Source organism: Sphingomonas psychrolutea (assembly GCF_014636175.1).
Lineage (GTDB): Bacteria > Pseudomonadota > Alphaproteobacteria > Sphingomonadales > Sphingomonadaceae > Sphingomonas > Sphingomonas psychrolutea.
This window is the reverse complement of sequence record NZ_BMDW01000014.1, coordinates 1-22,224: the sequence shown is the minus strand read 5'-3', so window position 1 is coordinate 22,224 and position 22,224 is coordinate 1. Positions and strand designations below refer to the sequence as shown.

Genomic DNA, 22,224 nt, shown 5'->3' with positions numbered 1-22,224 from the left:
TTCCCTCTCTCTGTGGGAGAGGGAAAGCTAAATCCCGTTAGCCGCCCGATATGCCCGCCATTTCGCGACATTCGCGTTATGCTGCTCCAGCGTGTCCGCGAACACGTGCCCGCCCGACCCATCCGCCACGAAATACAGCGCATTGGTCTTCGCCGGATCGAGCACCGCATCGATACTCGCGCGACCCGGATTGCAGATCGGGCCCTTGGGCAGGCCGACCATTGCATAGGTATTGTATTCGTTGACCTCGCTCACCCACGGCCCCGGAATGCGGCGACCGAGCGCGCGGCCGGCGGTGTGGGGATAGAGAATCGTCGGGTCGGCCTGCAGCTTCATCCCCTGCTTCAGCCGGTTGGAATAGACCGCCGCCACCATTGCGCGCTCGCTCGGCTTACCGGTTTCCTTCTCAACGATCGAGGCGAGGATCAGCGCTTGTTCGGGCGTCGTCACCGCGATGCCGGGCTGGCGCTTTGCCCAGGCCTTGGCGAGGTAGCGCGTCATCACGCTTTGCATGCGCTTGACGATGAACGCGCGCGTATCGCCGCGCTGGAATGCGTAGCTGTCGGGGAGGATGCTGCCCTCGGCCGGGACTGAGATCGTTCCGGTCAAGCCGGTCGTCTTGTCGATCGCGTCCTTCACTTGCACCGATGCCCAGCCCTCGGGAATGGTCACGAAGCGCTGGATCGTCTTGGTGCCTTGCAGGACTTTCAGAATGTCGGCCTGGCTCAGATGCGCCGGGATGCGATATTCGCCGGCCTTGATCGGCGCGTCGGAGCCGAACACCTTCGCGAACATCCGGAAATTGCTGGCCGAGGAAATCGCCCCCGCCTTTTCCAGCTGCACCGATGCGCTGGCCAGGCTGCTGCCGGGCGCGATCGCGACGCTGATCGGATGCGCCAGCGGGCCGCGACCACCCCACATCTGGACGACGAAAAACGCCCCCGCGATGACCGCGAGACCCAGGATCAGACCGAGGCAGCCGAGCTTGCGCACTAACCTAATTTCCTTCCCCGGCGGAGGCCGGGGCCCAGTATCGCAGCACAGATTGGAAAACGCTGCACTCAATCACATCGACAGGCGCAACTGGGCCCCGGCGTTCGCCGGGGAAGCAAGAGGGGAGTCGCGGCCCAGTCATCACATCGCTTTCATGACGAGGCTGGCATTGGTGCCGCCAAAGCCAAACGAATTGTTGAGCACCGCCTTGACCGAGCGCTTCTTGGCGACGTGCGGCACCAGATCGACGCCCGCGCAATTGTCGCTGGGGTTATCGAGGTTGAGCGTCGGCGGTACGACCTGATCGCGCATCGCCAGGATGCAAAAAATGCTCTCGACCGCGCCCGCGCCGCCGAGCAAATGCCCGATCGCCGACTTGGTCGAGCTCATCGACAGCGTGCCGATCGCATTGCCGAACAAACGCCGGACCGCGTTCAGCTCGAGTTCGTCGCCAAGCGGAGTCGAGGTGCCGTGTGCATTGATATAGTCGATGTCGCCGAGCTGAAGCCCCGACTTCTTCATCGCCATTTCCATCGAGCGGAACGCGCCCGATCCCTCCGGGTGTGGCGCGGTGACGTGATAGGCATCGCCCGACAGGCCATAACCGATGACTTCGGCGTAAATCTTCGCGCCGCGCGCCTTGGCGTGCTCATATTCCTCAAGGCAGACGACGCCAGCGCCCTCGCCCATCACAAAGCCGTCGCGGTCCTTGTCATACGGGCGGCTGCCGCGTTCAGGCGTGTCGTTGAAATGGGTCGACAGCGCGCGCGCCTGCGCAAAACCGGCAATGCCCAGGGGGCAAATCGCGCCCTCGGAACCGCCCGCCAGCATCACGTCGGCATCGTCCATTGCGATCATCCGCGCCGCGTCACCGATCGAATGTGCACCGGTCGAACAGGCGGTGACGACCGCGTGGTTGGGGCCCATCAGCCCGTATTTGATTTGCACCTGACCGGTGATCAGGTTGATCAGACGGCCATGCACGAAATGCGGCGAGACGCGGCTCGGGCCCTTTTCATGCAGCACGATCGATTCGGACGCGATCCCCGGCAGACCGCCAATGCCGGCCCCGATCGAGCACCCGGCGCGATATTTCTGCTCCTGCGTCATATCGAGCAGTCCGGCATCTTCGAGCGCCTGACCCGCCGCATCGATGCCGTAAATGATGAACGGATCGACTTGGCGCTGGACCTTGTGGTCGACGCGCTTGTTCGGATCGAAGCCATAGGGATGATCGGCCGGCTTCACTTCGCAAGCGATCCGACACTTATAATCGGTCGCGTCGAAGCGCGTGATCGTGCCCGCCCCCGACTTGGATGCGAGAAGGTTCGCCCAAGCGGTCTCCACATCGGCGCCAAGCGGCGTCACGAGGCCCAATCCGGTTACGACAACACGCCGCATGGCGATCTCCGTTTCTGTACGTCTTCGATAAAACGCGGGTAAAATGGGAACGGCCCCCTGCCCCCGGTCTTTGCCTGGGACGGGGAGCCGTTCTATGTGTTCAGCCGTGGGGCTATGCCAATGCCCCAACCAAAAGCGGAATGCTCAGCTCTTATGCTCGTCGATGAAGGTGATGGCGTCCTTCACGGTCGTGATCTTTTCGGCGGCATCGTCGGGGATTTCGACTTCGAATTCCTCCTCGAACGCCATCACCAGCTCGACAATGTCGAGGCTGTCTGCGCCCAGATCGTCGATGAAGCTTGCGTCCTCGGTCACCTTGTCGGCTTCTACGCCGAGATGCTCGACAACGATTTTCTTAACGCGGTCTGCGGTCTCGCTCATTGTATCGTCCCTCTATGATGGGGGTTTTGGGAATTCCTGAACGCACGTAGAACGGGCGTGGGGGGCTTGCAAGTAGGGCAGATCAAATCGGCGCTCAGATCATCGCCATCCCGCCATTGACGTGCAAGGTCTGGCCGGTGACGTATCCCGCTTCGCGGCTTGCCAGATAGACGACAGCCGCGCCGATGTCAGCGCCCTCGCCCATTTTGCCCATCGGGATCCGCGCATTGAGCGCGTCCTTTTGCGCGTCGGGCAAGCCATCGGTCATTGGCGAGGCGATGAAGCCGGGTGCCACGCAATTGACCGTGATCCCGCGACTGGCGAGTTCCTGTGCCAGCGCCTTGGACATCGCGGTCAGCGCGCCCTTCGATGCGGCGTAATTGGCCTGGCCGGGGTTACCGGTCGTGCCGACAACGGACGTGATCGAGACGATCCGGCCAAAGCGCGCCTTCATCATCGGGCGCGCGGCGGCACGCGCCAAGCGGAACGCGGCCTCGAGATTGACGCGGATCACCGCATCCCATTCCTCATCCTTCATCCGCATGACGAGATTGTCGCGCGTGATGCCGCCATTGTTGATGAGGATATCGATCTTGCCGAGCGCCTCGACCGCGGTGGGCACGAGCGCATCGACCGCAGCACCGTCGGAAAGATCGCACGGCAGCGCCACATGATCGCCACCGAGACCGTCGCGAAATGCCTCCAGCTTGGCGAGGTTCGACCCCGAAACCGCCAACCGCGCGCCCTGCGCCGCCAACGCCTGGGCGATCGCCGACCCGATCCCCCCCGAAGCGCCCGTCACCAGCGCGGTCATGCCTGTTAGGTCGAACATGCTATTCTCCATCAAATTTGATTCACGCGGAGACGCGGAGACGCGGAGGAGTGGTGATCGTTGACGATCCGTCGCACTCCCTCCTTCAGCGTCGCGCCTCCGAAGTTGATCAGCAGCCCGACGGGCTGCCGTGTCAGTCGCAGATACGTCAAAAGCTGCTTCGCATGCGCGATGTTGAAACGCTCCACTGACTAGATTTCGACGAGGAGTCGCTGGTCGACGAGCAAGTCGATCCTAAACGCAGCGTCGAATCGCATACCCTCGAACTCGACGTCTACGGCGCGCTGGCGCGCTACCTCATAGCCGAGCGCGGATAATTTTCCCGCCATAACCATTTCATAGACGCTTTCGAGCAGCCCGGGCCCGAGATCGCGATGCAAGCGCAACGCCAAGTCGAGCACGTCCCCGCTGATCTCGTCTATATCTTTCACTTCTTCTCCGCGTCTCCGCGTCTCCGCGTGACCAATCCCTTCTTAGAGCACCTTAACCAAAGCCTCGACGTCGTCCATCGTGACGACGCTCATCCCCGTGGCATCGGGGGCGATGCGCTTTACCATCGGGGTTAGCACCTTGCCGCCGAATTCGACGAAGCGGTCGACCCCCGCCGCGTGCAGCGCCAGCACCGACTCGCGCCAGCGGACGATGCCGGTGACCTGTTCGACCAGCAGGCGGCGGATCGTGTCAGCGTCGGCAACCGGCGCCGCCGTAACATTGGCGAAAAGCGGAACCAAAGGCGCGTCGATCCGCGCCTCCGCCAGCGCCTTTTCCATGGCATCGGCGGCGGGCTGCATCAGCGGGCAGTGGAACGGTGCGGAGACCTGCAACATGAGCGCGCGCTTGGCGCCCATGTCCTTGGCAAGCGCGACCGCGCGCTCGATCGCGCCGCGATGGCCCGAGATCACGACTTGCGACGGATCATTGTCATTGGCGACGGTACACGTCTCGCCGTCCGCGGCCGCCTCGGCAATTGCCCGCGCCTTGGCGAGGTCAGCGCCCAGCAGCACCGCCATCGCGCCGATCCCGACCGGCACCGCCTTCTGCATCGCAAGGCCACGATGCTTTAACAGCCGCGCCGTCGTCGCCAGATCGATCGCGCCCGCTGCACACAAGGCGGTATATTCGCCGAGCGAATGGCCCGCGACATAGTCCGCCGTGTCGGCCAGCCGCACGCCGCCTTCCTGTTCGAGCACCCTGAGCGTCGCGATCGCATTCGCCATAATCGCCGGCTGGGCATTTTCGGTCAGCTCGAGTTCGTCCTCGGGCCCCTCGGTCATCAGACGAAACAAATGCTGACCGAGCGCATCGTCGACTTCCTGAAACACCGCTCGCGCGACCGGGCTCGCGGCGGCAAGCGCCTTGCCCATACCGACCGACTGACTTCCCTGCCCGGGAAAGATGAACGCACGCATCCGCTGAAACTCCTTCGGCGCGGCGGTTAGGCGCGGGCAATGCATGCCGTCAACCTGAACGGGACCGACCCGACCGGGACACTTTGCGACCCTTTTGTGTTTAGCCCGGTACGGGTGTGCGACAATCGCACCCCAAATAGGGTTCGACGCCGGGAGCTTGGCGCCGTTTCATAAGGATTTGAACCGTGAAGAAACTTTTCATCGCATTGCTTGCGACGGCGGCCATCGCCAGCCCGATCGCCGCCGAGGCGCAACAAAATCGCAACGATCGCAACGATCGCCAGACGACGGTCATCCGGCAGCAGCCCAACGGCCGCACCGTCGTCACCAAGCGCACCGTCACGCGTCCCAACCAGCAGCGCCGCTGGAACAAGGGCCAGCGTTTCGACCGTCGCTATGCGCAAAACTATCAGGAAATCCGCGATTGGCGGCAGTATCGCGGTCGTCGCCTCTACGCTCCGCCGCGTGGCTATCATTGGGTCCGCTCGGGGAATGACGCGGTGCTCGTGGCACTCACCGGCGGCCTGATCGGCGCGGTGCTGGGCGGCGCGTTCAATTAAGACGCGCCAGTTCGGGCGGCAGGCTTGCCTTCTGCCTGGATTTCGCTAAGGGAACTGCCATCGGGGTGGGAAGCACACGCTTTCCGCCCCGGTCGCTATTTCAGCGGAAGACGATAGCCGGAGGGGCGTTTCGCATGGTGCGGGCGTCAGCGATCGGCCAAGAATGAAAGAAAGCAACATGGCTCTATACGAGCACGTGTTCCTTGCGCGCCAGGATCTGGCACAAGCGCAAGTGGACGCACTGGCCGAAATGGCCGCCGGAATCATCAACGGGAATGACGGCCGCGTCGTCAAGACCGAGAATTGGGGCCTGCGCAGCCTCGCCTATAAGATCGCGAAGAACCGCAAGGCGCATTACGTGATGCTCGAGATCGATGCCCCCGGCAGCGTGATCGCAGAGCTGGAGCGCCAGGTTCAGATCAACGAAGACATCATTCGTTACATGACCGTCAAGATCGACGCTTCGGAAGAAGGCCCGAGCGTCATGATGCGCAAGTCGGACCGCGACCGTGAGCGTCGTGGTGATCGCGAAGGCGGCCGTGAAGGCCGTGGCGATCGCCCGGACCGCGGTGATCGCGAAGATCGCCCGCGTCGCAGCTTTGACGGCGAATAAGGAGCTATAGACCATGGCACGCCCATTTTTCCGCCGTCGCAAGTCCTGCCCGTTTTCGGCCAAGGATGCCCCCCGGATCGACTATAAGGACGTCCGTCTGCTGCAGGGCTTCGTGTCCGAGCGTGGCAAGATCGTCCCGAGCCGCATCACCTCGGTGAGCGGCAAGAAGCAGCGCGAGCTCGCCCAGGCGATCAAGCGTTCGCGCCATCTGGGCTTGCTGCCCTACATCGTTAAGTAAGGAGCGCACCCCATGGATATCATCCTGCTGGAGCGTGTCGAAAAGCTCGGCAACATTGGCGATGTCGTCAAGGTGAAGGACGGGTTCGCCCGTAACTTCCTGCTGCCGAACAAGAAGGCGCTTCGCTCCAACGAAGCCAACCGCAAGGTCTTCGAAAAGAACCGCGAGACGATCGTCGCTGAGAATGCGGAACGTCGCGGCCATGCCGAGATCGAAGCCAAGACGATCGACGGCATTACGCTGACGCTGATCCGTCAGTCGTCGAACACCGGCCAGCTCTATGGTTCGGTCGCAGTGCGCGATCTGATCGAAATGCTGGAGGCCGAGGGTCACAAGGTCTCGAAGTCGGCGATCGTGCTCAACAAGCCGATCAAGGCGATCGGCGTGTACGACATCAAGGTGTCGCTGCATCCGGAAGTTTCGGTGACGATCAAGGTCAACATCGCACGCTCGCCCGAAGAGGCGAAGATGCAGGCCGATGGCGTCAACGTCATGGAAGCGTTGTTCGAGAAGGACGAGGCAGGCTTCGTCGAAGCGTACGATCCGAATGCCGAGCCGGGCGCGACTGCTGAAGTCAGCAGCGACGACAATCAGGCCGAGGCACCAGCCCAAGCCTGAGCGTTACCGCTCGCTATCCCGTAAAAGGGCCGCCCGGAGTGATCCGGGCGGCCCTTTTCGTGTGTCTCCGCCCCGGGGATTGGGGGGCTGGAGCGGAGCGTTGTTACCCGGTCACCACGCACGCGCTCACCAAGGCCGCGAACGGGATGAGGGCGAGGAAAACGGGAAGAACCTTGGACATTGTTGCGGTCGCTTTGTTTTGTGGGTCTGAAGATCAGAACCTCTGACCCCCAAATGCGTATGCGCCCAAATGCTTTCAATACGATGAGTCGTTTTATTTTAGCGGTGAAGCGTTACGACATGCTGTTCCAGCTTAACCAAGGTGGAAGCTTCAGCGGCGTCCGAACAGCTTCTCGATATCGCCATGCGCCAGCTTCACCCAGGTCGGGCGACCGTGATTGCATTGCCCCGAGTGCGGGGTGACCTCCATTTCGCGGAGCAGCGCGTTCATCTCGGCGACCGATAACACCCGCCCCGCCCGCACGGAGCCGTGGCACGCCATCGTCGCCGCAACATGGTCGAGCCGCTCCTTCAGCGAGAGCGCTTCGTCGAAGGCGGCGAGTTCGTCGGCGAGATCGGTGACGAGGCCGATCACGTCGCCCTGCCCCAATAGCGCCGGTACGCCGCGCACCAGCATCGCGCGCGGGCCGAAGCGATCGAGGTCGAGCCCGAATTCGCTCAGTTCGGCGGCGCGTGCTTCGAGCCGGTCGCACGCCGGTTCATCGAGTTCGACCACTTCGGGGAGCAGCAGCGCCTGCGATGCAACGCCGCCGTTCGCCATCGCCTTGCGCATCCGCTCGAGCACGAGGCGTTCGTGCGCCGCGTGTTGATCGACAAGGATCAGGCCGTCGGGGCTTTCGGCGACGATATAGGTCTTGGCGACCTGTCCGCGCGCGACGCCGAGCGGGTAATCGGTCGTTTCCGGCGGGGGCGCGTATGCGGGTTCGGCGCGCGCTTGCGGCGGTGGCGTGAAGAAAGTGCGGCGGTCGTTGAGGGCGTAGGAGCGCCGATCGAGGGCTAGCCCCTCCCCTTCAGGGGAGGGGTTGGGGTGGGGCCGTGCGACATACCCTAGGTCGAGTTCGCGGAGAGGCCCCACCCCCAACCCCTCCCCTGAAGGGGAGGGGCTTAGATCGGAAGTCCACGCCGCCATCGCTTCCTTCGGCGCATGTTGCGAGCGATGCCCCGCTTCATCCAGCGCGCGGCGCAAGCCACTGACGATCAACCCGCGTACCAAAGCCGGATCGCGGAAGCGCACTTCGGTCTTCGCAGGATGGACGTTCACATCGACCGCGTCCGGCGGCACGTCGAGGAACAGCGCCACCACGGCATGGCGGTCGCGCGGCATCATTTCAGCATAAGCGCCGCGGATGGCGCCGATCAGCAGCCGATCCTTCACCGGCCGCCCGTTGACGAACAGATATTGGTGATCGGCCACGCCGCGATTGAACGTCGGTAAACCTGCGATCCCGCCCAGCCCGATCCCCTCGCGCACGAAATCCACGCCGACGCCATTGTCGATCAGCCCGCGATCGGTCAGCGCCGCGACGCGGTCGGGCAAACTTTCGCCGCCGGTCACGCCGAGCGACCGCCGCCCATCATGCTCGACCGAAAAGCCGATATCAGGCCGCGCCATCGCCAGCCGCTTCACGACATCGATGCACGCCGCGAATTCGCTGCGCGGCGAGCGCAGGAACTTACGCCGCGCCGGCACGCGCTCGAACAGCGCCTCGACCCGCACGCGCGTACCGGGCGGAATCGCAGCGGGACCCTCGGACACCAGCACGCCATTGTCGACCACCCGCGCCCAGCCCTGTTGCCCAAGCGGCCGGCTTTCCAGCGTCATCCGCGCCACGCTCGCGATCGAGGGCAACGCCTCGCCGCGAAATCCGAGCGTTGCGACGTTTTCGATTGCCTCGTCGGGCAGCTTCGAGGTGGCATGTCGCTCGAGCGCGAGCGCCATGTCGGACGGTGTCATGCCACAGCCATCATCGGTCACTTCGACCAAATCGGTTCCGCCACCGGCCAGCCTGACCGCTATGCGCGTCGAACCGGCGTCGATCGCGTTTTCGACAAGTTCCTTCAACGCGCTGGCGGGCCGTTCGACCACTTCACCGGCGGCGATACGATTGACGAGATGTTCGGGCAGGCGGCGTATTGACATGCGTTTTTCTCTAGCCCAAGCGAGGGCATCCCGCGACCCGCATTCAACCGAGTATCAGAGCGTGGTTTTCCCGCCCTGAAAGCCCCGGATGTAAGCGACGAACGGGCATTGTGCGACCTGTCGGCGACATTCAAGTCCGGCGCGAAACGGAACGATCCATGGGCTTTTTCTCGAATCTCTTCCGCTTTTCTTCCCATGACATGGCGATCGATCTCGGCACCGCCAACACCGTCGTCTATCTGCGCGGCAAGGGCATCGTGCTCAATGAACCTTCGGTCGTCGCGGTCGAGACGCTGAATGGCGTCAAGCGCGTCAAGGCAGTCGGCGACGACGCCAAATTGATGATGGGCAAGACCCCCGACAGCATCCAGGCGATCCGCCCGCTTCGCGACGGCGTCATCGCCGACATCGATGTCGCCGAGCAAATGATCAAGCATTTCATCCACAAGGTGCATGGCGGGCAACGCCGCTTCATGCGCTGGCCGCAAATCGTGATTTGCGTGCCCTCGGGCTCGACCTCGGTCGAGCGCCGCGCGATCCGCGATGCCGCGTCGAACGCCGGTGCCAGCCAGGTCTGGCTGATCGAAGAGCCGATGGCCGCCGCGATCGGTGCCGACATGCCCGTGACCGAGCCGATCGGGTCGATGGTGGTCGATATCGGCGGCGGCACGACCGAAGTCGCGGTGTTGTCGTTGCGCGGCCTTGCGTACACCACGTCAGTGCGTGTCGGTGGTGACAAGATGGACGAAGCGATCGTCTCCTATGTCCGCCGCAACCACAATTTGCTGATCGGCGATGCCACGGCCGAGCGGATCAAGCAGGAAGTCGGCGTCGCCAAGCCACCGGCCGACGGCATCGGCCTGACGATCAACGTCAAGGGGCGCGATCTGGTCAACGGCGTGCCCAAGGAAATCCAGATCAACCAGGGCCAGATCGCCGAAGCGCTGAGCGAGCCGGTCGGACAGATTGTCGAGGGCGTCCGCATCGCGCTCGAAAACACCGCGCCAGAACTGGCGGCGGACATCGTCGATCAGGGCATCGTGCTGACCGGCGGTGGCGCATTGCTGAAGGGCATCGACGAAGTGCTGCGTGACGAGACAGGCCTGCCGGTGACGATCGCCGACGATCCGCTGACGTGCGTCGCGCTCGGCACCGGTCGCGCGCTCGAAGATCCGGTGTTCCGCGGCGTCTTGCACAGCGCGTAATGCAAACCGTGCCCGGCGCACTGAAATGACACGACCAGCGGGCTGAAACAGCGGGGTTCCCCTCTACTCAGCCCGCTCTACATCGCGTAAAGCGACGATACGTTTTGGCGGCCCTCGGGCTATTGGATGGGGGTAAAATGGCGCCGCCTCGCACTCGGCGCCCGGGTTTTTCGCGGCGGGCGCAATATAGCCTCTTTTTGGGATATGTTATCGCGGTGGCGGGCTCGCTCGTCGCTGCGGTCCTCCTCGCGCTCTCGACGCTCGACCCGCCCGCTTTCGCTACGCTCCGCGCGAGCGTCGGTGAGGTGACCACGCCTGTCTCCTCGGGCGTTTCCGGCGTCGGGCGCTGGTTCGGCTCGATCCCTGGCGGGATCGGTGACTATCTCGCGGTGCGCGATCAGAATGCGGCGCTGCGTAAACAGCTTGCCGATCAGCATGCGCTGTTCATGCGCGCGCGTTCGCTATCGTACGACAATCATCGCTTGCTGGCGCTGCTGCGCGTACGCGAACGGATCGCGGAGCCAGTCGTCGCGGCGCGCTTGGTCAGTTCCTCGGCCTCCAGTACGCGTCGCTTTGCGGTGCTCAACGCGGGATCGTGGCAAGGCGTCGCGCAGGGGCAGCCGGTGCGCGGCCCCGAAGGGTTGATCGGGCGCGTTCTCGAAACCGGGCCGAACAGCGCGCGCGTGCTGCTGCTGACCGATCCGGAAAGCGTCGTGCCGGTCCGCCGCACGCGCGACGGTATGCCAGCGCTCGCCACCGGGCGCGGCGACGGGCTGCTCGACGTAAAGTCGGTCGCCTTCGCAACCACCGATTTCGGGCCGGGCGATGTCTTCGTCACCTCGGGGATCGGCGGGATCTATTCGCCCAACGTGCCCGTCGCGCGGATTATCCGGCGTGGTCGCGATGCAGCGATCGGGCGCAGCTTCGCGCAGCCCGACACGGTCGACTACGCGCTTGTCCAACGCGCCTTCCTGCCGCCGCCGCCGCCGACGCCGACGTCATCAGCGACGCCACCTGCCAGCAAGCCAGCGCCGTGAGGGCGGTCCGCGGACCTTTCGACGAGGCGCCCGACCGTAGTTTTGCGCGCTTCGTCCCGACATTGTCGGTCATGGCAGGCTCCGCACTGACGCTATGGCCGCTGATTGCGAGCGTGCAGATCCTTCCACCCTTCGGCTTGCTGATGCTGCTTGGTTGGCGACTGACCCGGTCGGAAAGCCTGCGCGTCTGGGCGCCGCTACCGCTTGGCCTGTTCGACGACCTGGTCTCTGGACAGCCGCTGGGCAGCGCGATGCTGTTCTGGACGCTGTGCTTCTTCATGATCGACTTGATCGACCAGCGCGTGGTTTATCGCACGTTCTGGCAGGACTGGCTGGTTGCCGCGGGCTCGATCGGCTTTTGCCTGATCCTCGGACGCTTGGTCGCGACGCCGATCGACGCGCATGTCGATACGGTGTTACTACTCCAGATCGCGATTTCAGTCCTCCTTTTCCCGCTTGCCGCGCGCCTCTGCGCCATGTTGGCCGGCGATGAGGAGGAGGCATGAACCGGCCGATCTTCGGGCAATCGCAGCGCATGGTGACCGAAGCGTCGCAAAGCTACAGCTTCTCACGGCGCGCGGTCGCGCTGGGCGCGGCACAAGGCGTGTTCGGGCTGGCGCTTGCGGGACGGATGGGCTGGCTCTCGATCGTCGAGAACGCGCAATATACGCTGAAGTCCGAAAGCAACCGCGTCAACACCACGCCCGTTCCGCCGCGGCGTGGCTGGATCGTTGATCGGCATGGCACGCCGATTGCCAACAACCGTACCGATTTCCGCGTCGACATCATCCCCGATCGGCTGGAAAATAAGGGCCGGGTGCTTGGGCTGCTGCGCGAAATCCTGCAACTGCCGCCCGAACAAATGGACCGGATCGTCACCGATCTGGAGAATGCCGCGGGTTTCCAGCCGGTACAGGTCGCCCAGAACCTCGATTGGGAGCGTTTCGCCGCAGTCAGCGTGCGCTTGCCCGAATTGCCCGGCGTTGCGCCCACACGCGGTTTTTCGCGCAGTTACCCGACGGGTGCCGCAGTCGCGCACCTGACCGGTTATGTCGGCGCTGCGTCGGCCGAACAGTTCAAGCAGACCCGCGACCCGCTGATGGTGACGCCGGGCTTCAAGCTCGGCAAGGATGGCCTCGAAAAGACGCTCGAACACACGTTGCGCGGGGTCGCGGGGCAAAAGCGCGTCGAAGTAACCGCGCGTGGCAAGATCGTTGCCGAACTCGCGACCAAGCCCGACGAACCCGGCGCCAATGCGCGGCTCACCATCGACATTGGCCTGCAGGATTACGCCGCGCGGCGGCTCGGCACGCAATCCGGATCGGTCGTGGTGCTCGATTGCCGCACCGGCGAGATGCTCGCGATGGTATCGATGCCGGCCTATGATCCCAACAGCTTCTCCGACGGGATCAGCCATCTCGAATGGAAGATGCTGTCGGATAACGACCATGTTCCGCTGATGAACAAGGTTCTGCAAGGTCTGTATCCCCCGGGCTCGACCGTGAAACCGATGAATGGCTTGGCCTTGCTACACGCCGGGGTGAGCGCGGACGAGCGCGTGTTCTGCTCGGGCGCATTGCGTGTAGGCACCGGCATCTTCCACTGTCACCAAAAACGCGGCCACGGTTCGCTCGACCTCAAAAACGCGATCATGCAGAGCTGCGACATCTATTTTTATGAAATGGTGCGACGGCTCGGCTACGATAATGTGGCGCCCGTCGCACGCGCGCTCGGGTTGGGGCAGAAATTCGACCTACCCTTTTCCAGCCAACGCTTCGGCACCGTACCCGACAGCGCGTGGAAGCAACGCAAGTATCAGACGTCCTGGACCGTCGCGGATTCACTCAACGCGTCGATCGGGCAAGGCTATGTCCTGACCAACCCGCTGCAACTTGGGGTGATGGCCGCGCGTCTTGCATCCGGCCGCGGACTACAGCCGCGTATCCTGGCCGATCATGTTCACCCTGCCCCGGCGCTGGCGGTACAGCCCGATCACCTCGCCCTCATCCACGAAGCGATGTGGGGCGTCGTCAATGGCGGGGGAACGGGCGGCGCTGCGCGGATGCTGACACCGGGTATCGCGCTCGCGGGGAAGACCGGAACCGCGCAGGTTCGCCGGATCACGATGAGCGAGCGGGCCGGCGGCGTGCTCAAGAACGGCGCGCTCCCCTTCAAGTTGCGCGATCACGCGCTGTTCCAGGGCTTCGCACCGCACGATAACCCGCGCTACGCGATCGCCGTGGTGCTCGAACATGGCGGGCATACCGTTCGCAACCTCGACACTCCGGCGATCGCCCGCGACATCATGACCTATCTGTTCGACAAGGACCGCGCGCTGGCGTCGCTCGCCGAGGCTGAGCCGACCTGGGGCGGCGACATCAAGACGCGGATGGCGGCCGAGAGCGCCGCCTATCGCGTCGCCGCGGGTGCGCCACCGCTCGCGATCGGGGCCCAGACCGAACTCGGCGCAACCGCGCCAACCGACGCACCCGCCGTCCGCGCCGCCACCGCGGCCGATGTCGCCGCGTCCGAAGCGCTCGCCAATTCCGCCGCCCCCGGCAATACCGTTGCCGAAGACGGCTCGACCGAAACCGATCCGCAATGAGCACGCGTCCCGCCAATGGGCTTGCCTTCGTGCCTGCGCCCCTCGCACAGCTTCCGTGGAAGATCCTGCTGCTGGTGCTGGCGATCGGCTGTTTCGACCTGCTCGTGCTTTATTCGGCGGCGGGTGGGAATATTCGGCCCTGGGCGCTTTCGCAGGGTATTCGCTTCTTCGTCTTGCTGGCCGGCGCGATCGCGCTGTCACGCATCCGCGAAGAGACGTGGGGCCAGATCGCGCTGCCTGCTTATGGCATCCTGTGCGTGATGCTCGTGCTGGTCGAATTGGTCGGCGCGGTGCGTGGCGGCGGACAACGCTGGCTCGACGTCGGGTTTATCCGGTTGCAGCCATCGGAACTGATGAAGCCGTGCATCGTGCTTGCCTGCGCGAAGTTTTACGACCTGCTGCCGCCCAATGAGACACGACGCTTCGGCGCGATCTGGCCTGCCGCGCTGCTGATCCTGTTGCCCGCAGCGTTGGTGATGAAGCAACCCGATCTCGGCACCGCGTTAATGATCACGATTGGCGGGGTGACCGTAATGTTTCTGGCGGGCGTCCCGCTCCGCCTCTTCATCGGCGGCGCGCTGGCGTTGGGCGCGGCGATCCCGCTTGCGATCAATTTCGTGCTGCACGGGTATCAAAAAAACCGCATTCTGGTCTTCCTTGATCCCGAAAGCGATCCGCTCGGGATTGGGTACCATATCAGCCAGTCCAAGATCGCGATCGGATCGGGCGGCATCTTCGGCAAGGGGTTTCTGAACGGCACGCAAAGCCATCTGGATTACCTGCCTGAAGGCCATACCGACTTTGCGCTCGCGACGATGATGGAGGAATGGGGCTTGATCGGCGGCGTGCTGCTGATCCTCGCCTTCTTCGTGATTGTGCAATGGGGCCTGGCGGCCGCGCTGCAAGCGCAATCGCGCTTCGCCCGCCTGACCGCGGCGGGCCTGGCCGCGACGATTTTTTATTATGTCTCGATCAACATGGCGATGGTGATGGGCATGGCGCCCGTAGTCGGCGTGCCGCTGCCGCTGATCAGCAATGGCGGGTCGAGCCAGATGACCTTCATGCTGTGCCTTGGGATCCTGATGTCAATCGACCGCAGCAACCGCCAGACGACGCGCTGGTAACGCAGCACGCACCGATTTTGGGCGGGGACATGAAAAAAGGGTTTGCATCGGGCCGCTACGCTGCTAACCGACCGCCTCCCGCAGCGGTCGCGCCACCACGCGCCTCGCCAGATCGCCGGGACTCGGACGCATAGCTCAGTTGGTAGAGCAGCTGACTCTTAATCAGCGGGTCCTTGGTTCGAGCCCAAGTGCGTCCACCATAATTCTCAGTGACTTAGTGGCCAATTATGAGTCGGGATAATTGGGCTCGCGCTCGCATATAAGCACCTTGTAAGCACGGCATTGCACCGCCCCGGGGAAGGTGGTGCTAACCGTCCGGCGGAAGGACGGTGACTGCGACTCCCCCCGCCCATCAGCCAGACCGAGGTGCTGACCCTGGTGCAGGCCATAAACGGTATTGGCGGGGTGGTGTTTCGAAAGACCGCGAAGGCGCGGATTGGTTGACCGTCACCCCCGATAGCAGTGCTCGTTGTGCCAGCGCAGCGCCGCTGCATCGGGGGCTTGATCAATTTTCAGCGGCGCGGATATCGGCTGACCATGGTGGAAGCGCCGGTGACAAAGCAGGCCATCGGAACGCCGGCGCGGTGCTGAGCGTGGCGGAGTAAAATCCAGCCGTTGGTAAGGTTGCTTCTTTTGGGAGCGGCCGGGGATGTTTGGGGTGGAGAGTTATGCCGCCGTTCGGCGCTTCGTGTTCGTGGAGGGCCACAGCCGTCGCGAGGCGGCGCGGGTTTTCGGGCTCAACCGAGAGACGGTGGCCAAGATGTGCCGGTTCTCGCTGCCACCGGGATATACGCGCAAGGAACCGGCGGCGAAGCCGAAGCTGGGGCCGCTGCTGCCGGTGATCGATGCGATCCTGGAGGCTGACCGGACAGCGCCTGTGAAGCAGCGGCATACGGCCAAGCGGATCTTCGAACGGCTGCGCGACGAGCATGGCTTTGCCGGCGGATATACCGTGGTGAAGGATCATGTCCGGCTTTGCCGGGCGCGCGGCCGCGAGACGTTCGTGCCGCTGGCACACCCGCCGGGCCATGCGCAGGTAGATTTTGGCGAGGCGGTCGGCGTGATCGGCGGGGTGCGCCAGAAGATCCACTTCCTGTGCATGGACCTGCCGCAGTCGGATGCCTGCTTTGTGAAGGCCTATCCGCGCGAGACGACGGAGGCGTTCCTCGACGGGCATGTGTCGGCGTTCGCGTTCTTCGGCGGCGTGCCGCTATCGATCCTGTACGACAACACGACGATCGCGGTGGCAAAGATCCTGGGCGACGGGAGGCGCGAACGCACGCGTGCCTTCACCGAGTTGTGCAGCCACTACCTGTTCCGCGATCGGTTCGCGCGACCGGCCAAGGGCAACGACAAGGGCAAGGTCGAAGGGCTGGTCAAGTTCTCGCGCGCCAACTTCATGGTGCCGGTCCCGCACGCTGCCAGCTTCGACGATCTGAACGCCATGCTGGAAGAGCGCTGCCGCGCTCGACAGCGCGATCATGCCGGCCGCCATGCCGAGACGATCGGCGAGCGGCTGGTGGCCGATCACGCAGCGCTGCGGCCGCTGCCGGCGGTGCCGTTGGAGCCCTGCGAGAAGCGCAGCGGGCGGGTCTCGTCGATGGCGCTCGTGCGCTATCGGACCAACGACTACTCGGTGCCGACCGCTTACGGCTTCCAGGACGTGGTGGTGAAGGGCTTCGTCGCCGAGGTGGTGATCCTGTGCGGCGGCAAGGAGATCGCTCGCCACCAGCGGTGCTATGGCGAGGGCGTGTTCGTCGCCAACCCGCTCCACTATCTGGCGTTGATCGAGACCAAGCCCGGCGCGCTCGACCAAGCCGCAGCGTTGCAGGGCTGGGCGTTGCCGGATGTGTTCCAGCACCTGCGACACCTGCTCGAAGCTCGGATGGGCAACCGGGGCAAGCGTGAGTTTATCTTGGGTAGCTGCGCCTGCTGGAGGCGCTGCCGCTCGACGTCGTCACGGGCGCGGTGACCCATGCGATCCAGATCGGTGCGGTCGGGTTCGATGCGATCAAGCTGATCGCGCTGGCGCGCATCGAGCGGCGACCCGCCCGGCTCGACCTGGCGGCGTATCCGCACCTGCCGCGAACGGCGGTGAAGACGACCTCGGCCGCCGATTATGCGGTGCTGGCGGCATGAGCGGCGCACCCGATACGATGCCGGGCGGCACGATGAGCGGCACGCCGCAGGTGCTGCTGGCCCATCACCTCAAGCAGTTGAAGCTGCCCACCGTGCTGCGCGAGTATGACAAGGTGGCCCGCGAGTGCGCGCGCGATGGCACCGATCACCCGCGCTATCTGTTGCGGCTTATCGAGCTCGAGCTGATCGACCGCGAACGGCGCACGATCGAGCGGCGTATCAGGGCGGCACGGTTCCCGGCGGTGAAGAGCTTCGACACGTTCGAGTTTACCGCCATCCCGAGCCTCAACAAGATGCTCGTCCTGGAGCTTGCCCGCTGTGAGTATGTCCTGCGGCGCGAGAACATCATCGCGCTGGGCAACAGCGGCACGGGCAAGACGCATGTCGCGCTCGCCTTCGGTCTGGCTGCCTGCCAGAAGGGCTTTACCGTGACGTTCACGACCGCGGCCGCGCTGGTCAGCCAGCTGCTGGAAGCGCGCGACGAACGCCGCCTGCTGAAAATGCAGCGCGACCTTGCCGCGGTGAAGCTGCTGATCATCGACGAGCTTGGCTATGTGCCGCTGTCGCCCACGGGCGCCGAGCTGCTGTTCGAGGTGTTCTCCCAAAGATATGAGCGTGGCTCCACTATCGTCACCTCCAACCTGCCGTTCGAGGACTGGACCCAGGTGCTGGGAAGCGAGCGGCTCACCGGCGCGCTGCTCGACCGGCTCACCCACCACGTCAGCATCCTGACGATGAATGGCGATAGCTACCGGCTGAAGGAGTCCGCCGGGCGCCGACGCTCCGCCGCCAGGGCGGAGCAAAACCAGGCCACTGAGATCATCGACCCCGAAACCGGCGAGATCACCACCGCCTGATCGACGACGACAACGATATGAAGAGGGCCCCGATCGGGGCCCTCTTCATATCGTCAGGCCCGCATCAACAATGGCCTGCTTTTACTCCGCCCCGCTGGCCTGGAATCCGACCGGCGTTGACAATCTGTGAGGAGTCCTGCGAATCCGACCTCGTCAAACTGTCCAGTTTGCCACTGCTCTCGTTCCCACGCCCATGAAGCCTCGAGAAGCGAGCGCCCAGCCGTCGCGGCATCGGTGTAGGCCGAATTGGGCGTTGCCCGCAGCACCCAGCTCCACCTTTCCCAGTTGTCATCGAAAACGTAAGCCCAGAGAGCCCAGGGCCAAGTCTTCGACCGGCGCCGCTGGATGAAATAGCCATCGCGCCTTTCGCTGCCAGGGCCAATATCCCAGGCCACAGCAACCACAAGATCCGCATTTGCGGGTGACCTTTCCCAGGCGCTTTCGAGCGGAAAACTTGCACAGTATCCGCCGCCACGGAAAACTCGTCGATGCTCCCGGATGTCCGGGTGATCACCATTGCTAAGACAAAGCGTCATTCGCCGCGCTCCTGCGTCCCGTTGTTGATGTGTCGGGGGTGTCTTCCCAGCGAATGCCAAAACTACTTCAAGGCAGCAGGATATGGGTCAAATTAACGGCACGACGCTCTAATCACCATACCGGCGGCCGTCGTCGGCGAACCAGTGCGTTCTCTTAACTGCAAAAATGTCGAATCTGCATGTGCTGAGCACAGCACCGGATTTGTGGGGTCGGCATTCTTTCCGGAGTGACTGTGAGCTGCGACGCGAAAACTGCATTCAACCGACGACATCGAGCCACAACAGTTTCGACATCAGTACGCGCGCGCGTGTACGAGCGCGCGCGAGATCGCTCTGCAATTTCCCTCGTCGACCGATGCTGCGCACTTTGGATTGCTGTCGTCGGGCGCCGCCCCGCACCTAAAAAGTGACCCAGGCAAATACAGCTTCCAGCAGATGCCAGGGCAATTTCCCGACCGGTACGTGTGCGCCTGCGCGCCCGCGCAGGCGAGATCGTGTTGCAGCTCGGATCACCCACGACGTCTGTTAATGCTATGTGATGTTGAATTCGCTTTCTTGAGTTCGGGATTGCGCAGATGCTGCCAACGCTGCGTCACGCCCCAAAATCACCAAAATGACCGGCGCACTCCGCTAGCGCCCGGATCTCCGACGCTCTGCTCGACCTGCACCGAAGGTCGACAGCAGACCTGGGCCCTACCCCCTATCGATCCACCAAATCGTACACCCGACGATAAGCGTGGGGGCGTCAAGAACGAACTTTACGTCAATGCGGTCGGTGAGCCAGACGCTTCACCAGCTTCACCCCTAAGGGGTGGTGAAGCAGCTGAAGCAACCGTGGTAGGCGCTTCATTTGCTTCAAATGCCGACAATGAAGCGTGTGGTGCAGCAGCAATGGCGATATTATCGCCCTCTAGCGATAGGACATTCCGGACGATCATCGTCTCCATGGCCCTCATTAAACGATCGCGCCGCTGATCTCGCTTGGATTTTGTCTTATCATTTCCACGATCGTATGGGACGGACTCGCATGCCTTCTCTATAGCCTCGGTAACGGTGACCCGTTTTCGGCGCTCGGATAGCTTATGGATAGCACAATACAGTGCGATTTGATTCGCGCCGACTGGCTGTGGGCTCTTTCTAATGCCCCCATCTGCTACCTGATTATAGGAAACAGTACAGCTCGTAATTGGATCGCCATCCTCGTCCATCCCCAAGGATTCAGAAATAAGCTGAAACGGAAAAGTCAGGCTATCCTCGCCGTCTTTCATTTTTGAGATTTTTGCCTCGTTGCCGACTGCACAACGAGATACCTCGATTACCGCATCAGCCGCCGCTAAAAGACCAGACCAACCTCGGGGACCACGGGTTGCGTCCTTTCCGGCATGATGAATAAGGACTACAGTAGCCTGCGTCGCAGCTTGAATTTCGCGACAGCGCTTCAATACCTTTCCCATATCGACCGCACTATTTTCATCGCCCCCCGGCATGACCTGTGCCAGCGTGTCGATGACGATTACTCTTGGCTCGACTCTTACCAATTCAGCGATCAAACCAGTTACGTCGCGGTCACCAAGCAAATCAGGTTGATCGCCGATGATTCGGAGCCGCTCCCCCAACTTCACTTCAAACCGTTGCTCGTAAGCGCGAATTCGCTTCCGAAATCCCATCGCGCCTTCGGCGCAAATATAGACCACCGTCGTCTGGACGACCTTTCGCGTGTTCCACTCGGCACCGAGCGCAATGCTACATACAACGTCTAGGGCAAAAAATGACTTCCCGGAGGCGGGCGCACCATAAATTACGGCAAGCGCGGCGTCTGGAAGCAATCCCTTCACTAACCACCGCGCTGGATGACCCTCCGCAAATTCAGACGCCGGCACAGCCTCGAACCGCCGCCGACTTTGAGCCAGCGGAAAGAACGCGTCGGCGCCGGAAACCCACTCGCTCTCCGTTCTAAAGAAGTAACTGGAGCCGCCGTGGGCATGGCTGTAAATGTACGGCTCACCCGAATCGAACACGGCGCAGGCAATCCGCGGATCGTCGCCATAATCAGGTTCGAAGGGATCCGCAAAACGCGCCGCGGCCCATCGCTCAGGATCAGAATAGACCTCCCACGCTGTGATGGGCGCATGCCCCTGTGGGTATAAAACCAGATCTTTGGGGAGAGCGGAACCGGCTGACATGAGTATCTCTGTGAGGACGTCCGCACGATTTATTGGTTCGCCTCGATCAGCCGCAAGCTTTAAGCGGAGATCTGCTTGTCCTTCAGCCCACTGCCTCCTTATCTCGCGCGCTTCTGGCGCAGCCTCATGGCTTGCCGCATTTTTCAGAAGGGTGACGGCGCCTTGCTCCTCGGCCGTCAAGCGGGGCAACCTTTCGAGGAACCCTTCGCGTTCGAGGACCTCATCGAAAGCGCCAGGGAAATAATCGATGTCGGGCAGACGCTGCGTGACTCCATCTTCACACATTGCTCGAGTGAAAAATATCCGTTCTGGAGAGAGGACCGATCCATCGATGGGCGTGCACAACTTGATCGTTCCCGCACAAGTGATTTTTGCGTAACCGTGGCCATTTAACCAAAGGCGGTCTTGGATAATCGCGCCGAGTTGCGGAATCAGTGAGGCATCCGCAACCGGAACGGAGAGGTGAAAGCCCGCCGCCCCAACGAGCGTTTGGCCGTCCGGCCCAAAAAGATAGGCTGAGGACGACGACTTCCCCGCGATCGCCACCTGCCGGAGCTCCGGCACTGAGGACCTCAGAATACCGACAAGCTCAACCGGCGTGAATGGCTGCTGATCGGGCCTGGGATCGTAGTCGATCGTTAAAACGCCCGGCACGGACCTATACTGAAAATATCGTTTCGTTCTCGATACGATCGCCGCGTCGTCGGGCAAAAGGCTCTTGGCGGCAGAAGTGACGATATTCGCGCTAACGCCATCGACCAAGCCGAACCCGATAGCCTGACCAGCCGGAAGGTTGTTCGCGAATTCAGCGAACTCGCGAACCGAGCTAAAACGCTTACGCTCGACGACGCCGTCGTAAAGGAATCCGTGTGTTGCTTTACGGAGCTCGCCGTTCGTGTCCAAGCCGCGGATTTTCCCAAGCCGACCAGATGACGGGGTAAAATGACTTACGACCAGCTCTCTCATCTCCGACGTATCGATCGGTTGCGGCTCCGCAGCGGCAGTCGGCGCCGCATGGTCGGCTAGCACGACTTCACACATTGTGACGTGCTCGCAATTGAGCGAGCGTCAACCCAATTGTCTAGGTCACTAAAATGATATCGAACGGCGCGACCCAATTTGCGATATCGCGGTCCGGCACCGGTAACTCTGAGCTTTTCCAGTGTAGATGCTGCAAGGCCTACGTAGAGGGCAGCGCCAATTGTGTTTGTAAGCTGTGACTGTCGCATGGCTTTGTTGCATAACGTCGCGAGAGCATAACCGCGCTTTTACTTGAAGATGTTATGAGAGGCGGACGGTCACCGGTGTTCCTATTTCGGAGAAGCGATTCAG

The 22,224-nt window shown here is 62.8% G+C and carries 17 protein-coding genes, 1 tRNA gene and 2 pseudogenes; 12 read left to right on the top strand and 8 right to left on the bottom strand.

The window, feature by feature from the left end:
- Positions 1-27: 27 nt before the first annotated feature.
- From mltG to fabD, 6 genes and pseudogenes are all read right to left on the bottom strand, one after another.
- Positions 28-993 carry an endolytic transglycosylase MltG gene (gene mltG / locus IEV62_RS11880; RefSeq protein ID WP_188447729.1) on the bottom strand — a complete coding sequence of 322 codons (966 nt, stop codon included), beginning with the start codon at positions 991-993 and terminating at the stop codon, positions 28-30.
- A gap of 141 nt (positions 994-1,134) precedes the next feature.
- Positions 1,135-2,394: a beta-ketoacyl-ACP synthase II gene (fabF, locus tag IEV62_RS11875; protein ID WP_188447727.1), complete on the bottom strand. Its 1,260-nt coding sequence runs from the start codon at positions 2,392-2,394 to the stop codon at positions 1,135-1,137.
- A gap of 144 nt (positions 2,395-2,538) precedes the next feature.
- Complete coding sequence (locus tag IEV62_RS11870; RefSeq protein ID WP_010186338.1) at positions 2,539-2,775, bottom strand: acyl carrier protein; 237 nt, start codon at positions 2,773-2,775, stop codon at positions 2,539-2,541.
- Between the two features lie 94 nt (positions 2,776-2,869).
- On the bottom strand, positions 2,870-3,607 hold the full coding sequence (gene fabG / locus IEV62_RS11865) for a 3-oxoacyl-[acyl-carrier-protein] reductase (RefSeq protein WP_188447725.1): 738 nt from the start codon (positions 3,605-3,607) through the stop codon (positions 2,870-2,872).
- An 11-nt stretch (positions 3,608-3,618) separates the two neighbouring features.
- A pseudogene (locus IEV62_RS11860) lies at positions 3,619-4,038 on the bottom strand (GxxExxY protein).
- A gap of 42 nt (positions 4,039-4,080) precedes the next feature.
- Positions 4,081-5,016, bottom strand: a complete 936-nt coding sequence (gene fabD, locus IEV62_RS11855) for an ACP S-malonyltransferase (RefSeq protein WP_188447723.1) — start codon at positions 5,014-5,016, stop codon at positions 4,081-4,083.
- Positions 5,017-5,201: 185 nt separating this feature from the next.
- Between fabD and IEV62_RS11850 the strand changes: the two genes are divergently transcribed.
- From IEV62_RS11850 to rplI, 4 genes are all read left to right on the top strand, one after another.
- The gene (locus tag IEV62_RS11850) at positions 5,202-5,576 is read left to right on the top strand and encodes an RcnB family protein (RefSeq protein ID WP_188447721.1); all 375 of its coding nucleotides are present in this window, start codon (positions 5,202-5,204) and stop codon (positions 5,574-5,576) included.
- A gap of 178 nt (positions 5,577-5,754) precedes the next feature.
- Positions 5,755-6,189 carry a 30S ribosomal protein S6 gene (gene rpsF / locus IEV62_RS11845; protein ID WP_188447719.1) on the top strand — a complete coding sequence of 145 codons (435 nt, stop codon included), beginning with the start codon at positions 5,755-5,757 and terminating at the stop codon, positions 6,187-6,189.
- Positions 6,190-6,202: 13 nt separating this feature from the next.
- Complete coding sequence (gene rpsR, locus IEV62_RS11840; protein WP_010186331.1) at positions 6,203-6,427, top strand: 30S ribosomal protein S18; 225 nt, start codon at positions 6,203-6,205, stop codon at positions 6,425-6,427.
- A 12-nt stretch (positions 6,428-6,439) separates the two neighbouring features.
- Positions 6,440-7,045 carry a 50S ribosomal protein L9 gene (gene rplI / locus IEV62_RS11835; protein WP_188447717.1) on the top strand — a complete coding sequence of 202 codons (606 nt, stop codon included), beginning with the start codon at positions 6,440-6,442 and terminating at the stop codon, positions 7,043-7,045.
- 331 nt (positions 7,046-7,376) lie between these two features.
- On the opposite strand, the gene mutL is transcribed toward rplI, so the two are convergent.
- Entirely contained in the window at positions 7,377-9,206 is a 1,830-nt protein-coding gene (mutL, locus tag IEV62_RS11830) for a DNA mismatch repair endonuclease MutL (protein ID WP_188447716.1), read from the bottom strand.
- Between the two features lie 158 nt (positions 9,207-9,364).
- Here mutL and IEV62_RS11825 point away from each other — a divergent pair, with 158 nt between their 5' ends.
- The 8 genes and pseudogenes from IEV62_RS11825 (at position 9,365) to istB (ending at position 18,173) form a co-directional block, all read left to right on the top strand.
- Complete coding sequence (locus IEV62_RS11825) at positions 9,365-10,411, top strand: rod shape-determining protein (RefSeq protein WP_188447714.1); 1,047 nt, start codon at positions 9,365-9,367, stop codon at positions 10,409-10,411.
- Between the two features lie 137 nt (positions 10,412-10,548).
- Positions 10,549-11,448, top strand: a complete 900-nt coding sequence (locus IEV62_RS11820; RefSeq protein ID WP_188447712.1) for a rod shape-determining protein MreC — start codon at positions 10,549-10,551, stop codon at positions 11,446-11,448.
- Positions 11,445-11,954, top strand: a complete 510-nt coding sequence (gene mreD / locus IEV62_RS11815; protein WP_188447710.1) for a rod shape-determining protein MreD — start codon at positions 11,445-11,447, stop codon at positions 11,952-11,954. Before IEV62_RS11820 ends, mreD begins: the two co-directional genes overlap by 4 nt.
- On the top strand, positions 11,951-14,053 hold the full coding sequence (mrdA, locus tag IEV62_RS11810) for a penicillin-binding protein 2 (RefSeq protein ID WP_188447708.1): 2,103 nt from the start codon (positions 11,951-11,953) through the stop codon (positions 14,051-14,053). The genes mreD and mrdA overlap by 4 nt, the downstream gene beginning before the upstream one ends.
- Positions 14,050-15,177, top strand: a complete 1,128-nt coding sequence (gene rodA / locus IEV62_RS11805; RefSeq protein ID WP_188447705.1) for a rod shape-determining protein RodA — start codon at positions 14,050-14,052, stop codon at positions 15,175-15,177. The genes mrdA and rodA overlap by 4 nt, the downstream gene beginning before the upstream one ends.
- 124 nt (positions 15,178-15,301) lie before the next feature.
- Positions 15,302-15,377: transfer RNA gene (locus IEV62_RS11800), tRNA-Lys, on the top strand.
- 449 nt (positions 15,378-15,826) lie between these two features.
- Positions 15,827-17,316, top strand: a pseudogene (gene istA / locus IEV62_RS11795) (IS21 family transposase).
- Entirely contained in the window at positions 17,313-18,173 is an 861-nt protein-coding gene (istB, locus tag IEV62_RS11790; RefSeq protein ID WP_188447703.1) for an IS21-like element helper ATPase IstB, read from the top strand. Before istA ends, istB begins: the two are co-directional and overlap by 4 nt.
- Before the next feature lie 1,294 nt (positions 18,174-19,467).
- On the opposite strand, the gene IEV62_RS11785 is transcribed toward istB, so the two are convergent.
- A complete protein-coding gene (locus tag IEV62_RS11785) occupies positions 19,468-21,921 on the bottom strand; it encodes an AAA family ATPase (RefSeq protein WP_188447701.1) in 2,454 nt (817 codons plus the stop codon).
- Between the last annotated feature and the right edge of the window lie 303 nt (positions 21,922-22,224).

What these genes read in the sequence shown, in the direction of transcription:
- fabF (WP_188447727.1), bottom strand. Translation starts at nt 2,394, where the DNA reads ATGCGGCGTGTTGTCGTAACCGGATTGGGCCTCGTGACGCCGCTTGGC.
- IEV62_RS11870 (WP_010186338.1), bottom strand. Translation starts at nt 2,775, where the DNA reads ATGAGCGAGACCGCAGACCGCGTTAAGAAAATCGTTGTCGAGCATCTC.
- fabG (WP_188447725.1), bottom strand. Translation starts at nt 3,607, where the DNA reads ATGTTCGACCTAACAGGCATGACCGCGCTGGTGACGGGCGCTTCGGGG.
- fabD (WP_188447723.1), bottom strand. Translation starts at nt 5,016, where the DNA reads ATGCGTGCGTTCATCTTTCCCGGGCAGGGAAGTCAGTCGGTCGGTATG.
- rpsF (WP_188447719.1), top strand. Translation starts at nt 5,755, where the DNA reads ATGGCTCTATACGAGCACGTGTTCCTTGCGCGCCAGGATCTGGCACAA.
- rpsR (WP_010186331.1), top strand. Translation starts at nt 6,203, where the DNA reads ATGGCACGCCCATTTTTCCGCCGTCGCAAGTCCTGCCCGTTTTCGGCC.
- rplI (WP_188447717.1), top strand. Translation starts at nt 6,440, where the DNA reads ATGGATATCATCCTGCTGGAGCGTGTCGAAAAGCTCGGCAACATTGGC.
- mutL (WP_188447716.1), bottom strand. Translation starts at nt 9,206, where the DNA reads ATGTCAATACGCCGCCTGCCCGAACATCTCGTCAATCGTATCGCCGCC.
- IEV62_RS11825 (WP_188447714.1), top strand. Translation starts at nt 9,365, where the DNA reads ATGGGCTTTTTCTCGAATCTCTTCCGCTTTTCTTCCCATGACATGGCG.
- IEV62_RS11820 (WP_188447712.1), top strand. Translation starts at nt 10,549, where the DNA reads ATGGCGCCGCCTCGCACTCGGCGCCCGGGTTTTTCGCGGCGGGCGCAA.
- mrdA (WP_188447708.1), top strand. Translation starts at nt 11,951, where the DNA reads ATGAACCGGCCGATCTTCGGGCAATCGCAGCGCATGGTGACCGAAGCG.
- rodA (WP_188447705.1), top strand. Translation starts at nt 14,050, where the DNA reads ATGAGCACGCGTCCCGCCAATGGGCTTGCCTTCGTGCCTGCGCCCCTC.
- istB (WP_188447703.1), top strand. Translation starts at nt 17,313, where the DNA reads ATGAGCGGCGCACCCGATACGATGCCGGGCGGCACGATGAGCGGCACG.